The sequence below is a fragment of the Nocardiopsis sp. MT53 genome, from assembly GCF_019598965.1.
GTDB lineage: Bacteria > Actinomycetota > Actinomycetes > Streptosporangiales > Streptosporangiaceae > Nocardiopsis > Nocardiopsis changdeensis.
The window spans coordinates 2,841,833-2,854,156 of sequence record NZ_CP080599.1; the positions used below are offsets into that span (position 1 = coordinate 2,841,833).

General features: G+C 74.7%; 11 protein-coding genes. 5 read left to right on the forward strand and 6 right to left on the reverse strand.

Features of this window, described 5'->3' with window-relative positions:
- Window positions 1-5: 5 nt before the first annotated feature.
- Window positions 6-461: a MarR family transcriptional regulator gene (locus K1J57_RS12675; protein ID WP_220564632.1), complete on the reverse strand. Its 456-nt coding sequence runs from the start codon at window positions 459-461 to the stop codon at window positions 6-8.
- Window positions 462-530: 69 nt separating this feature from the next.
- Between K1J57_RS12675 and K1J57_RS12680 the strand changes: the two genes are divergently transcribed.
- Complete coding sequence (locus K1J57_RS12680) at window positions 531-1,070, forward strand: hypothetical protein (RefSeq protein ID WP_220564633.1); 540 nt, start codon at window positions 531-533, stop codon at window positions 1,068-1,070.
- 92 nt (window positions 1,071-1,162) lie between these two features.
- Window positions 1,163-2,413, forward strand: coding sequence for a hypothetical protein (locus tag K1J57_RS12685; RefSeq protein ID WP_220564634.1), 1,251 nt, complete (start codon window positions 1,163-1,165; stop codon window positions 2,411-2,413).
- 18 nt (window positions 2,414-2,431) lie between these two features.
- Here the strand turns inward: K1J57_RS12685 and K1J57_RS12690 are convergent, their stop codons facing one another.
- Window positions 2,432-3,016: a TetR/AcrR family transcriptional regulator gene (locus K1J57_RS12690; protein ID WP_220564635.1), complete on the reverse strand. Its 585-nt coding sequence runs from the start codon at window positions 3,014-3,016 to the stop codon at window positions 2,432-2,434.
- Window positions 3,017-3,097: 81 nt separating this feature from the next.
- Between K1J57_RS12690 and K1J57_RS12695 the strand changes: the two genes are divergently transcribed.
- The gene (locus K1J57_RS12695) at window positions 3,098-3,976 is read left to right on the forward strand and encodes an oxidoreductase (protein WP_220564636.1); all 879 of its coding nucleotides are present in this window, start codon (window positions 3,098-3,100) and stop codon (window positions 3,974-3,976) included.
- Between the two features lie 145 nt (window positions 3,977-4,121).
- Here the strand turns inward: K1J57_RS12695 and K1J57_RS12700 are convergent, their stop codons facing one another.
- Both K1J57_RS12700 and fepB read right to left on the reverse strand, forming a co-directional pair.
- A complete protein-coding gene (locus K1J57_RS12700; RefSeq protein WP_220564637.1) occupies window positions 4,122-6,659 on the reverse strand; it encodes a penicillin acylase family protein in 2,538 nt (845 codons plus the stop codon).
- 195 nt (window positions 6,660-6,854) lie between these two features.
- Window positions 6,855-7,844 carry a Fe2+-enterobactin ABC transporter substrate-binding protein gene (gene fepB / locus K1J57_RS12705; protein WP_255647013.1) on the reverse strand — a complete coding sequence of 330 codons (990 nt, stop codon included), beginning with the start codon at window positions 7,842-7,844 and terminating at the stop codon, window positions 6,855-6,857.
- Window positions 7,845-7,902: 58 nt separating this feature from the next.
- Here fepB and K1J57_RS12710 point away from each other — a divergent pair, with 58 nt between their 5' ends.
- A complete protein-coding gene (locus K1J57_RS12710; RefSeq protein ID WP_220564638.1) occupies window positions 7,903-8,367 on the forward strand; it encodes a MarR family winged helix-turn-helix transcriptional regulator in 465 nt (154 codons plus the stop codon).
- A 28-nt stretch (window positions 8,368-8,395) separates the two neighbouring features.
- Window positions 8,396-9,709, forward strand: coding sequence for an enterochelin esterase (fes, locus tag K1J57_RS12715; protein WP_220564639.1), 1,314 nt, complete (start codon window positions 8,396-8,398; stop codon window positions 9,707-9,709).
- Window positions 9,710-9,713: 4 nt separating this feature from the next.
- Here the strand turns inward: fes and K1J57_RS12720 are convergent, their stop codons facing one another.
- Window positions 9,714-10,751: a nitronate monooxygenase gene (locus K1J57_RS12720; RefSeq protein ID WP_220564640.1), complete on the reverse strand. Its 1,038-nt coding sequence runs from the start codon at window positions 10,749-10,751 to the stop codon at window positions 9,714-9,716.
- Between the two features lie 73 nt (window positions 10,752-10,824).
- A complete protein-coding gene (locus K1J57_RS12725; RefSeq protein ID WP_255647014.1) occupies window positions 10,825-12,066 on the reverse strand; it encodes an MFS transporter in 1,242 nt (413 codons plus the stop codon).
- Window positions 12,067-12,324: the final 258 nt, after the last annotated feature.

Here is a 12,324-nt window from a genome sequence, read left to right on the forward strand (position 1 = left end):
CGAGACTAGGCCCCGCGCAGGCGGGCGGTCTCCTCCTCCAGGAGCCGGCGGGTGAGGGCGATGTAGTCCAGGACCGCGTGGCGCTCGTCCTCTCCGAGGCCGGCCATGAAGGCGGCGGTCTCCCGGCCCAGGCGCGCGTAGGCGTCGCGTTCGGCGGGGGCGGCGCCGGAGAGGGGGCGGACCAGGACGCGGCGGCGGTCGCCGGGGTCGCGGAAGCGCTCGACCAGCCCGGCGGCCTCCAGCCGGTCGACGACGGCGGTGGCGGCCCCGGCGACCACCCCCAGCCCGGCGGCGATCGCGCTCAGGGTCATCGGCCCGTCGCGGCGCACCAGGCCCAGGGCCTTGTGGTCGGTGGCGCCCACGCCCAGGCGGGCGCCGAGGGCGTCGTGGAAGAGGACGACGGCGGTGCTGAGGTCCCAGCCCGCGCGGTCGCCCGCGGGTTCCTGCGGTGCGGCGGTCACGGGCCCACCCTACCGCGATCCTTCATCGCATCGTATAGTTCAAAACAATGAACTATTCAATGAGGTGAAATGATGATCGCCGTCGCCCGCGCCGCTCTCCTGTGGGCCCTGCGCGCCTACGCCCGCCACGCCCCGCTCGTGCTGGGCCTGTCCCTGGTGCCCACGATCCAGCGGTTCGCGCTCATCGTCCCGGGCAGCCCGCTCACCGGCGGCCCGGGGATCGCCTCCGAGGCCGTCGCCCAGGGCTCCCGGCTGGTCCTGTTCGCGGCCCTGCTGTGGATCGCCGCCCGCGAGGTCCTGCCCGCGGACCGGCGGACGCCCGCCGGGGCGTGGGCCGCCTTCGCGGCCGGCATCACGCCCCGGCTCGGCCTGTTCCTCGGCCAGTTCGCCTTCCTGGCCGCGGCCTTCGCGGTCTTCGACCTGGTGCCCGACGCGGCGATCGGCCTGTGGGTGCCCGCGGCCGAACGGCCCTGGGTGACCGCGACCGTGGTCGCCGCCAAGAACCTCACCGTCATCGCCCTGACCTTCGCCTGGCTGGCCGGGCTCTTCCGCGAGTTCGCCCTGCTGGGCGAGGCCGACCGGGCGGACGGCGCCCCCGCGCCGCGGTGACCGCCCGCCCCGGGGTCCGCACCGTTCCGGCCCCGGCCTCTGTCCTGGGCGGGCGGTAGCCTGCGGCGGACCGACGATGTTCAGGAGCGCACATGGCCCGCACCGCAGACCGCCTGCCCCACCCCGAGACCCTCTGGTCCTTCGCCGCGGCCAAGGCGGCCGTCGCCGCGGGGATGGGCTCCTTCTGGCCCGAGGGGCGCCGCATCGCCGAGGACGGCTCGCTGGTCCTGGAGGACGGGGGCGGCAACTGGTGCCGGCTGGTCCGCGTCGAGGGCGGCCGGTTCCTGCTGGTCGGCTGGGACCGGTCGGGCGAGACCACCAACCCGTACCGGACGCCGACGAACCTCTTCGCCGACGCGCCGGCCTGGCTGCCCTGGGAGTGGATCGGGCGCGCCGAGGAACGGAGCGCGCTCGGGTTCGCCTACTGGTGGGACGGCCGGGAGTGGGCGCGCTCCGACTACCCCGGGGACGTGAAGGAGGACGGCGTCGGCTACCACACCGGCCCGTACCGCGACGCGGCGAGCGCGACGGAGGGGATCGGCGGCCTGCTGGAGGACGGCCACCTCACGGAGCTGGAGGAGTGGGAGGACGCGGGGCAGGAGGAGTTCGACGCCTTCCGCGCCCGCGTCGGGGAGCTCATGGAGGCCGTCGGACACCGCGCCGTGACCGGCGCGGACCTGGGGTTCCTGTCCGACATCCCCTTCGACGCCGACGCCGCGATGTCCGTGCTCCGCCGGGCCGGGGTCGCCGCCGGGACGTCGCCCGAGGCCGTCCCGGTGCCCGCCGGGACGGAGGTTCCGGCCGAGCGCCTGCGCGTCCGCAGGCTCTCCGACCGGGAGTGGTGCCTGCTCGTCGAACCCGTGATGCGGGCCTGCCGCGAGCGGGAGCGCCCCGCCCCGCCGGAGACCGGACCCCTGCGGGAGCTCTCCGACGCCCTGCGCGCCCTGGCCGCCGACCACGGCGGCGCGGTCACCTACACGGTGTCGATGGGGGAGTGGTCGGCCTCCCCGTCCCTGGCCGCCGCCGACGGCTCCCGGCTGGACGTGCCCCCGGGCCTGCCGGACTTCACGCTGCGCCGCGCCGAGGCCCACCCCGAGCACGGGCGCTGGTTCTTCCTGCGGGTCCGGGCCACTCCGGAGGCGGTGGAGGTCGACCGCGCCTACGACCACTGGCCCGAGTGGGCCGGCGAGCACTTCGCGATCGGCGGCGGCGTGCCCGTCGGCGACGTCGCCGCCGAGATGGAACGCCGCGACCCCCGCTGGCGGCCCGACTGGGTGTGGCTGCTGGACGAGGAGGTCGTGTACGACCCGCCGGCCGACCCCTTCGCCCGGCCGGAGCGCTGACGGCCCGGACCGCCGCCGTCAGCGGGGGAGGAGGCCGGAGGCCAGCACGTCGATGACCCCGGGCAGCAGGGCGTCGGCCTCCTCGGGCGCGGTGGTGGAGTTGAACGCCGCGAACCCGTGCAGGGCCGCCGCCACCGTGAACGCGACGACCTCGGGATCGCCCGCGGTGATCTCCCCGGCCCGCTGGCCCTCGGTGATGATCCCCATCATGGTGTCCAGCAGGCGCCCGACCGCCGCCGTCAGCTCCTCGGGGGCGTCGGGTTCGTGCTTGCGCGAGTACATGAGGTCGAGCAGGGCGGCGTTGCGCAGGGCGAACGACACGTACACCCGGGCCAGGGCGAGCAGTCCGTCGCGGGTGTCGCCCGGCTCCGCGGCCGCCGCGGCCAGCTGAGAGGTGAGGCGCTCGAAGCCGTTGAGCGCGAGGGCGTCGAGCAGGGCCGACTTGTCCCGGAAGTGGCGGCCGGGCGCGGCGTGGCTCACCCCGGCCTCCCGCGCGAGTTCGCGCAGGGACAGTGCGGCGGGGCCCCGCGCCGCCAGGGCGCGCTCGGCCCCCGCGAGCAGGGCGGCCCGCAGGTCGCCGTGGTGATAGGGACGATCGGTCATGGGTCCAGCATAAACGGATGTTGTCGACGCCATCATTGTTGTCATTGACAACTTTGCCGACCGGCGCCTACCGTGGGGGACATGAACAGCACACCGGTCGCACTCCCCGACCTCACCGGCACCACGGCCGTCGTCACAGGCGCCAACAGCGGCCTGGGCCTGGAGACCGCCCGCGCCCTGGCCCGCCTGGGCTCCCGTGTCGTCCTGGCCGTGCGGGACGAGGACAGGGGACGGGCCGCCGCCGCGGACATCCCCGGCGAGACCGAGGTGCGCCGCCTGGACCTGGCCGACCTGTCCTCCGTGCGCGCCTTCGCGGAGGCATGGAGCGGCGACATCCACCTCCTGATCAACAACGCCGGGATCATGGCCGTCCCCAGGGGCCGCACCGCCGACGGGTTCGAGCTGCAGTTCGGCACCAACCACCTGGGCCACTTCGCCCTCACCAACCTGCTGCTGGAGCACGTCACCGGGCGGGTGGTCACGCTCTCCTCCGGGCTGCACGCCTCGGTCCGGGGGATCCGCTTCGACGACGTGGACCTCGAACGCGGCTACACGCCCTACCGGGCCTACGGCCAGTCCAAGCTGGCCAACCTCCTGTTCACCCTGGAGCTCCAGCGCCGCCTCACCGAGGCCGGCTCGCCCGTGCTGTCGGTGGCCGCCCACCCGGGCTACGCCGCCACCAACCTCCAGAGCCACGGCGCCGGCGTGCTGTTCCGGACGCTCCTCACCCGCGTCGGGAACCGGCTGTTCGCCCAGAGCGCCGCGGTCGGGGCCCTGCCCACGGTCTACGCGGCCACCCAGGAGATCCCCCCGGCCGGGTTCGCCGGGCCGCGGGGGGCCATGCGGGGCGCGCCCGGCCTGTCCTGGCGCAGCCCGGCCGCCCGGGACGGGGCCGCCGCCCGCCGCCTGTGGGAGCTGTCGGAGGAGCGCACCGGCGTCTCCTTCCCCCTCAAGGCCTGACCGGGAACGGAACGGGGCCCGCGCCGTCGGCGCGGGCCCCAGGGCGTGTTGGGCGGATCGTGCCCGCTCCCGGCACCCGGCGCAAGCGCCGGGCCACACGAAAGCATCCACCGAACACGCCCTCGTCCGTCCTCCCGCGGGACGCCTACGGCACGAGGGTCAGCTCGTCCACCGCGGCGGCGCGCACCGCGTCCTCGCCGAACACGAACGGCATCGTCTCCCCGCGGGCCCACGGCTCCAGCTGGTCGTCGTAGTTCGGGTGGAACGCGTGCCCCGAGTTGCCGGTCAGGTGCACCCAGGTGGACGCGTCCCGGTCCGACAGGTCGACCACCATCCGCATCGACGGCACCGCGGTGATCGCGTACCCCTCCTTGTCGTCCCAGCCGGTGGCGTTGACGATCGCAGACCCGCCGGAGCTCTCCACCGGGCCCCGGTTGAACAGCCACTCGACCACCCCGATGCCCGAGGTGCCGAACGACTGGTGCGTCGCGGTCAGGGTGTGCAGGTCGCCCCAGCGCCAGTCGGCGGGGTCGTCGCCCAGCAGCTCCGTCAGCTCCTCGGCGGCGGCCTCCATCGCGGCGGCCAGCACCGCGTCGCGGCCGTCCGCCTCCTCTCCCGCCCACCAGGCGGAGCCGGGGTCCTCCAGCAGGGTGCCCACCACGTACATGCCGCGCGAGTTCCCGGTCATCTGCACCGGGTCCAGCTCGTCGAACAGCAGCGGCAGCAGGTGCCGCCAGGTCGCCTGGTAGAAGGCCGCCCCCGCCGAGTCGGGCTCGGTGTACAGGTCCCAGTCGCGCAGCAGGTCCTGCCCCTGCGCCGCGACCCCCGCCACCTCGACGTCCAGCAGGTGGGGGACGATCGCCTCGGCACCCAGGTGGTAGGAGTCCATGTGGATCTCCGACATGTCCCCGCCGGTCACGGGGCCCTCGGCCACGGCCTCCTCCAGCAGGTCGTTGATGCGCTGGGAGCGGTAGCCGTAGTCCCAGTCGTCGGTCAGGAAGTGCGGGTAGTCCGCGTCCACGCCGGACTGGTTGGCGGTGACGACGAACCCGGACTCGGGGTTGTACACGCTGGGCAGGTCCTCGAAGGGGATGTACTCCTCCCAGTCGTAGGCGGAGTCCCAGCCGGGCGCCGGGTAGCGGCCGTCGCCCTCGCCCCGGACCGGGACCGTGCCGGGCGCCTGGTAGCCGATGTTGCCCTCGTTGTCGGCGTAGACGAGGTTCTGCGCGGGGACCGAGAACCCGCTCGCGGCCCGGCGGAAGTCCTCCCAGTCGCGGGCGCGGTTCATGACGAACAGGGCGTCGGCGGTGGTCCCGGGCGACAGCGCGGTCCACTGGAGGGCCACCGCGTACCCGGCCCCCTCCTCGGCCCCCTCGACCTGCGGGTCCTCGGCGATCCCGGTCAGGTCGGCGCCCGCGGCGGTGTCGGACAGCAGCGGGCCGTGGTGGGTGGAGCGGACGGTGATCTCCACGTCCTCGCCCCCGGCGACCTTCACCGTCTCGGTGCGGGTCTCCAGCGGGCGCTCCTCACCGTCGACGATGTAGGAGTCGCCCTCGATCCGCTCGACGAACAGGTCCATCACGTCGGGGTTGAGGTTGGTGAAGCCCCAGGCGATCGACTCGTTCTGGCCGATGACCACGCCGGGCAGCCCGGAGAACCCGAACCCGGCGACGTCGAACGGGCAGGTCTCGCTCAGCTCGGTGCAGTGCAGGCCCACCTGGTGCCAGGTGGAGGGCATGGCCGCGCCCAGGTGGGGGTCGTTGGCCAGCAGGGGCAGGCCCGACTCGGTGTGCTCGCCGCCCACGACCCACGAGTTGGAGCCCAGGTCGGGGCTGCTCCGCGGGCCGAGCATCTCGGGCAGGGCCAGCGCCCCGTCGTACACGGCGCCGACGGCGGCCACGGCCTCCCCGGGCAGTTCGGGGGCGCGCCGCGCGTCCTCGGGGTCGCCCTCGGGTGCGGTGTCCAGCAGCTCGTCGGTGTCGGTGATCGGCCGGTGCTCCTCGTAGGGGTACTCGGGGTACAGCTCGGCGATCTGCTCCTCGGTGAACCCGAGGCCGAGCAGCTGCGCGCGCTCCGTCTCCTCGCGCATGTTGCCGCCCAGGTCCCAGGCCATGGCCTTGAGCCAGGCCAGGCTGTCGACCGGGTCCCACTCCTCGATGGTGTGGCCGCCGTTGAGCACGCCGAGCAGCGCGTACTCCAGGCTCGCCGCGGCCCCGTCGTTCTCCGCCAGCCAGGCGTTGACCCCGGCGGCGTAGGCGTCGAGGTAGCCCCTGGTCTCGGGCTCCAGCAGCTCGTACTCCTGCTCGGCGACGTGCCGCCAGCCCATGGTGCGCAGGTAGACGTCGGTCTCCACCTGGGCCTCGCCGAAGAGCTCGGCGGTGCGGCCGGACGTCACGTGGCGGCGGAAGTCCATCTCCCAGAACCGGTCCTGGGCGTGCACGTAGCCCTGGGCCATGAAGAGGTCGTGCGCGTCGCCGGCGTACACGTGGGGGACGCCGTACTCATCGCGCAGCACCGTGACCTCGGCGTTCAGCCCGGGGAGGGCGATCTCGCCGGAGGTCTGCGGGAACGACCTGCGCACGGTCCACACACCCAGTAGCGCGCCGACCAGGGCGAGTACCACCACAGTCGACAGAACACCCAAAAGCACACGAAAAAGGACACGCTTCCGCAATACACCCATGGCGGAACCTTAGGGTGTGGCAGGTCACAGGCTCTAGGGCCGAGCGGCCGGAGAACCCAATTGTTACCTGCGGGTAAAAGAATCCGGTCCCGTAGGCGGCGCGCCGGTGTCGGCCGGCGCCGCGAACGGGCCCCGGCCGGTCCCCGGGCCGGACGCGCACGGGGGCGGAGGGCCCGCCCCCGTGCGGGGCGGTCCTCAGGAGGGGAGGACCTCGGTCAGGCGCTCGGCCAGCAGGGGGACGCTGTAGTAGTCCATCCGGAACGACGACGGGCCCAGGGTGAAGGCGCGCTCGTCCTCCCAGGCGGGCAGGCTCTCCAGGATGGGGGCCGTCTCCAGGTAGGAGTCGAGCTCGTCGCCCTGCGGGTTCACGAACAGCAGGGTCGCGTCGCCCAGGGCGTCGGCGTTCTCGGGGGCCACGCCGACGATGTCGGTGCGCGCGCCCTGGGTGCTGTCGGCCGCCGCGTCCTCGGGCAGCTCCTGGAGGGTCAGCCCCAGGTCGGTGGCCAGGCGCCCCTGGGCGGACTCGGCGGTGAACACGTTGAACCCGTTGGGGGTGACGCTGAGGACGGCCACCGGCTGCTCGGTGGAGATCCGCGCCGCGGACTCCTCGACCAGGGCGTCGTACTCCCCGGTGATCTCCTCGAACCGGTCGGTGCGGTCCAAGGCCCGGGCGTACTGCTCGGTCAGGTCCACCCAGGAGACGTCGCCCTCGCCGTAGACGACGGTGGGCGCGATCTCGGAGAGCTTCTCGTAGGTCGCCTCGTCGACGGCGTCCGCCCCGAAGCCGTTGCCGACGATGAGGTCGGGCCCGGCGGCGGCGACCGCCTCCAGCGAGATCTCGGGGCCGGGCAGCGGTTCGACACCGCGCTCCTCGGCCACCGGGGCCCACTGGGCGAAGAAGCCGTTGTCGTCGGTGAGGGCGCTGGGGGTGGTGGTGCCGGCGGCGACCACGGGGACGTCCAGGCTCAGCAGGACCGGGGCCGCGGTGACGCTGACGGCGACCACGCTCTGGGGGTCGGCGGGGATCTCGGTCTCGCCGTAGATGTGGGTGACGGCCCGGATCTCCCCGGTGTCCGTGTCCTGCGCCCCGGCGGCTTCGGAGCCGCCCCCGGTTCCACAGGCGGTGAGGGCCATGGCCAGGGCGGCGCCGACGGCTAGGCTGTGCAGGAGCTTTACTTGCTTCATGACAAGCATATTTAGGTATGGCTATCCTAAATGTCAACTTCCGGGAAGTGAGGGACGGATGACGGCGACGTCGCCGACCGGTCAGAACGCACCCGCCGGGACCGCACCCCGCAGGCCCTCGACACGGGACGCGGGCGAGGCGCTGCTGCGCGTCGCCCACCGGGTGGAGGGACTGCTGTCCGAGCTGGCCGCGGAGCACGGGCTCACCGCGTTCCAGGCCCGCGCCCTGCGCGCGCTGCACGACGTCTCCTCCCAGGGGGCGCTGGCCAGGCAGCTGGGCTGCACCGCCTCGCGGATCTCGGTCATCACCCGGGAGCTGGAGGAGCGCGGCCTGGTGAGGAAGACCGCCTCCATCAGCGACCGGCGCATGCGGATGGCGCGGCCCACGGCGGAGGGCACCCGGATCGTCGAGGCCATCGGCGCGGGGCTCACCGCCCGGTCCCCGCTCAGCGCCCTGTCCGAGGACCGGGTCGCCGCGCTGTTCGACCTGATGTCCGAGGTGGAGGGCGTTCCTGAAGCCTGAACCCGAGTACGACCGAGGAGGGGGCCGCATGCGGACCCACACGATCCCCCCGCGCCTCAAGCGCACCGTCCGTCCCGAACGGGTGCCCACACCCTGCGCGGCGGAGGCCGCCCGGGACACCGCGGGGTTCTGGGAGTCCGTCCGGCGCACCGGCACCCCGCTGGTGGGCGAGGCCGACGCCGAGGGCCGCCGCACCGTCACCTTCCTGTGGCGGGGCGGCGACGAGCTCGCCGACGTCCTGCTGGTGGCCAACAAGATCGCCGACGCCGACTCCTACGACCACAACCGCATGGAGCGGATCCCCGGCACCGACGTCCGGCACCTCACCTACCGGATGCGCGGCGACTGGCGGGCGTCCTACACCATCGCGCCGATCCCCGCCGGCGCCGGGCCGGGCGATCCCGCCGCCCTGCCCGAGATGCTGCGCATCCGCCGCGAACGCGCCCTGGCCGTCTCCGACCCGGAGGACCGGCCGGCCGTCGCCCGCTGGTTCGCCGCCCTGGCCCACGCGGTCGCCGACCCGCTGGCCCGCGAGCAGTCGGACGGGGGCCACTCCGTGGTGTCCCTGCCCGAGGCCCCCGTCCCACCGGCCGGCGACCCCGGCGCGCCCGCGGGCCGGGTGGAGGAACGGGGGTTCGCCAGCGCCGTCCTCGGCGACAGCCGCCCCGTGTGGGTGCACGAACCCGCCCGCAGGCCCCCCGGCGGCCGCCCCTGGCCCGTCGCCCTGCTGCTGGACGGCCGGGACTGGCACGCGGACCTGCCCCGGGTCCTGGACGGGCTCGTCCACGCCGGGACCCTGCCGCCGATGCTCACCGTCATGGTGGACTCCCTGGGCTTCGCCTCCCGCAGCGAGCAGCTGGCCTGCTCGGACGACTTCGTCCGCGCCCTGGGCGGCGAACTCCTGCCCTGGCTGGGCGAGCGGTACCGGATCACCGCCGACCCCCGGCGCACCCTCGTCGCCGGGCAGAGCCTGGGCGGGCTCACCGCGATGCACGCCGCCCTCACCGACCCCGACCGGTTCGGCCGGGTGGCCTCCCAGTCGGGCTCGTTCTGGTGGCCCAACGTGGCGGTGGCCGGAGGGGAGAGCGAGCGCACCACCGCCCGGGTCGCCGTCGCCGACCGCCTCCCGGACCGCGTCCACCTCTCCGCGGGCACCCACGAGTGGTCCCTGCTCGACCCCAACCGGCGGCTGCGCGACGCCCTGGCCGCCCGCGCCGCGGACCTGGGCGGCGACCCGGGCGCCGTGCTGCTGGAGGAGTACCACGGCGGACACGACCGCGCCTGCTGGCGGGCCGGGCTGCCGGCCGCCCTGGCCTTCGCCACCGGCGACTGGGAGCGCTGACCGGTCAGAGGCGGGCGCCCGCCTGGGCCGCCTCGCGGCGCAGGCGCGCCACCACCTCGGCGGCCGGGTCGTCGGTGGCCCGCCGGAAGCCGGTCCCGGCCCACAGCGCCATGCCGCCCGTGTCGGAGGCCCGCGCCGCGGCCGCCCGCAGCGGCCGGGTCATGTGGTGCAGCTCCGGGTAGGCGTACGGGGCCTTGGGGTGCTCGATGATGAACCGGTTGACCAGGCCGCGCGCGGGACGCCCGGTGAACGCCCAGGTCAGGGTGGTCTCGGTGAAGTCGGGGTCGATCAGCGCCAGCTTGTGGGCGGGCTGGGCCCCGCTCTCGGGGCAGCGCAGGAACGCCGTGCCCAGCTGCACCGCCGCCGCGCCCGCCTCCAGCACCGCGGCGGCCTCGCCGCCCGTCATGATCCCGCCCGCGCCGATCACCGGGACCTCGACGGCCCCGGCCAGCGCCGCCACCAGCTCCGCGGTCGGCAGTTCGCCGCCGCGCGTCGGGTCGAACGCGGCCCGGTGCCCGCCGGCCTCCGCCCCCTGAGCGCACAGGCCGTCGGCGCCGCGGGCCACCGCCAGCAGCGCCTCGTCCACCGAGGTGACGGTGACGACCACCGCGGACCCGGCCTCCTGGAGGCGGCGCAGCACGTTGCCGTCGGGGCAGCCGAACGTGAAGCCCACGACCGGGACGCCCAGCCGCTCCAGGAGGTCGATCTTGGCCTCCCATGCGTCGTCGTCGTGGACCGGCTCGCCCGGGGCCGTCCCGTGGCGTTCGGCCTCGGCGCCCAGCTCCTCGCGGTAGTCCCGCACCGCGGCGGGGTCGCCGGCGGGCCCGGGCACGAACACGTTCACCCCGAACGCCGCCACCCCGAGCCCGCGCACCCGGGCGACCTGCTCCTCCACCTGCTCCGGCGCCAGGTACCCGGCGGCCAGGAACCCCAGGCCCCCGGCCCGGGCCACCGCGTCCACCAGCTCCGGAGTGGAGGCCCCGCCCGCCATGGGCGCCTGGACGAGCGGCCGTTCCCGCAACAGATCCGACAGATGGCTCATGATCCCCCCGCTCTTCCGACCACGTACACGGGCAGGGTAGACGACGCCGCGGCGGGGGACCGGGGCCGGACGGTCATTCCGCGGGTTCGGACTCCTGCGCCCGTGCTCCCTCCCGAGGGTCGAAGAAACGGCGCGATTCGGGAAAGGCGTACGCCAGCGGTATCACCGCCAGGGAGCCGGCCGCGGAAACCGCCAGAACGGCGACCATCGCGGATTCCAGTCCCCACACATCCCACGCCCATCCGAAAACGGCGTACGTCGCACCGATCACGGCCAATCCGAGGAACGACATCACCGAGAAAAGCGTATTCCGCGCCTCGTCGCTGTACATGAGGTGCTCCCACGCCACGAACAGCGCCTGGGCCAGCCCGAGCAGGAATTCGGCCAGCACCAGCCCCACGAGCAGCGGCAGCGCGCCCCAGGCCACCAGGAACAGCGGAACGGCGGTGGCGACCGCCGACGCCGGGGCCCACAGGTGCGGGTTGCGCGGGTCGACGAAGCGGGAGCAGGCCGCCCCCAGCGCCAGGGCCAGGGTCATGCCGAGCAGGACCAGGCCGTTGAACCGGACGTCGCCCCCGTACTCCCGCGCCACCAGGGGCTGCCAGCAGATGACCAGCACCACCTTGGCCGGGGTCGAGCACAGGACCAGGGCGACCAGCGGCACGTAGCGCCGCCCCGCCAGGGCCGCCACCGACTCCCGGAGCAGCCCGGCGACCGAGACGTCCGGCCGTCCGGGGGAGCGCGGGAAGACCAGCGGCGCCACCGCCCCCAGGCCCACCAGCAGCACGCCCGCGGCCAGGATGAGCAGGTCGGCGGAGAGCCAGGTCCCGGCGACCAGCACCGAGGCGGCGCCCGCGACCCCGCCCAGCCGCGAGGAGACCTGCCCCCACCGGGTCAGCCGGGCGACCCGGGCGGTCCGGTCGCGGTCGCCGACCCGGTTGACCACCAGCGCGGTCAGGGTGCCGGTGTGCAGGTGGAAGCCCACCGACCACAGCACCGATCCGACCATGGTCGGGAGCAGTTCGTCGGCCCAGCCGAACAGGGCGAAACCCGCTCCCCAGACCACCAGGCCCAGCGACAGCAGCCGCCGGTGGCCGTAGCGGTCGCCCAGCGCCCCGCTGGGCGCCTCCGCCGCCAGCCCGAACAGGGTGCCCGCGGCGACCATGGCCCCCAGCATCCCGGGGTCGAGGCCGCGGCCGAGCAGAACGGTGATGAAAACCGCGCCGAAAGCGAAGTCCGCGGTGGTCGCGGCCAGGGAGAAAAGGGCGTATCGGCGGAGCAGGGGCGGTCGTGGGGGCGGTTCTCCCGAGTCCACACGGGTCCTTTCCGGAGGCGCGGTGCGCGCGGAAAAGGAAAAGGCCGTCGAGGGGCTTTCGATTCCGCGGCGGGCGTCCACGCTAGCACGCGGGAATTTCTCCGGACCATGGATTTTCGGGTGCCGCGCGGTCGGTCCGGGGCGGCGCGTGGAACAGCGGCGGGGACCGCGGCCGGGGGCCGTCCGGCCGTCCCGGCGCGGGGGGCGCGGCGACCCCCGGCGCGCGAATGTGCCGGAGGACACCGGGGGCGGCCGGGA

What these genes read in the sequence shown, in the direction of transcription:
- K1J57_RS12700 (WP_220564637.1), bottom strand. Translation starts at nt 6,659, where the DNA reads ATGGGTGTATTGCGGAAGCGTGTCCTTTTTCGTGTGCTTTTGGGTGTT.
- K1J57_RS12695 (WP_220564636.1), top strand. Translation starts at nt 3,098, where the DNA reads ATGAACAGCACACCGGTCGCACTCCCCGACCTCACCGGCACCACGGCC.
- K1J57_RS12685 (WP_220564634.1), top strand. Translation starts at nt 1,163, where the DNA reads ATGGCCCGCACCGCAGACCGCCTGCCCCACCCCGAGACCCTCTGGTCC.
- K1J57_RS12690 (WP_220564635.1), bottom strand. Translation starts at nt 3,016, where the DNA reads ATGACCGATCGTCCCTATCACCACGGCGACCTGCGGGCCGCCCTGCTC.
- K1J57_RS12710 (WP_220564638.1), top strand. Translation starts at nt 7,903, where the DNA reads ATGACGGCGACGTCGCCGACCGGTCAGAACGCACCCGCCGGGACCGCA.
- fepB (WP_255647013.1), bottom strand. Translation starts at nt 7,844, where the DNA reads ATGAAGCAAGTAAAGCTCCTGCACAGCCTAGCCGTCGGCGCCGCCCTG.
- fes (WP_220564639.1), top strand. Translation starts at nt 8,396, where the DNA reads ATGCGGACCCACACGATCCCCCCGCGCCTCAAGCGCACCGTCCGTCCC.
- K1J57_RS12680 (WP_220564633.1), top strand. Translation starts at nt 531, where the DNA reads ATGATGATCGCCGTCGCCCGCGCCGCTCTCCTGTGGGCCCTGCGCGCC.
- K1J57_RS12720 (WP_220564640.1), bottom strand. Translation starts at nt 10,751, where the DNA reads ATGAGCCATCTGTCGGATCTGTTGCGGGAACGGCCGCTCGTCCAGGCG.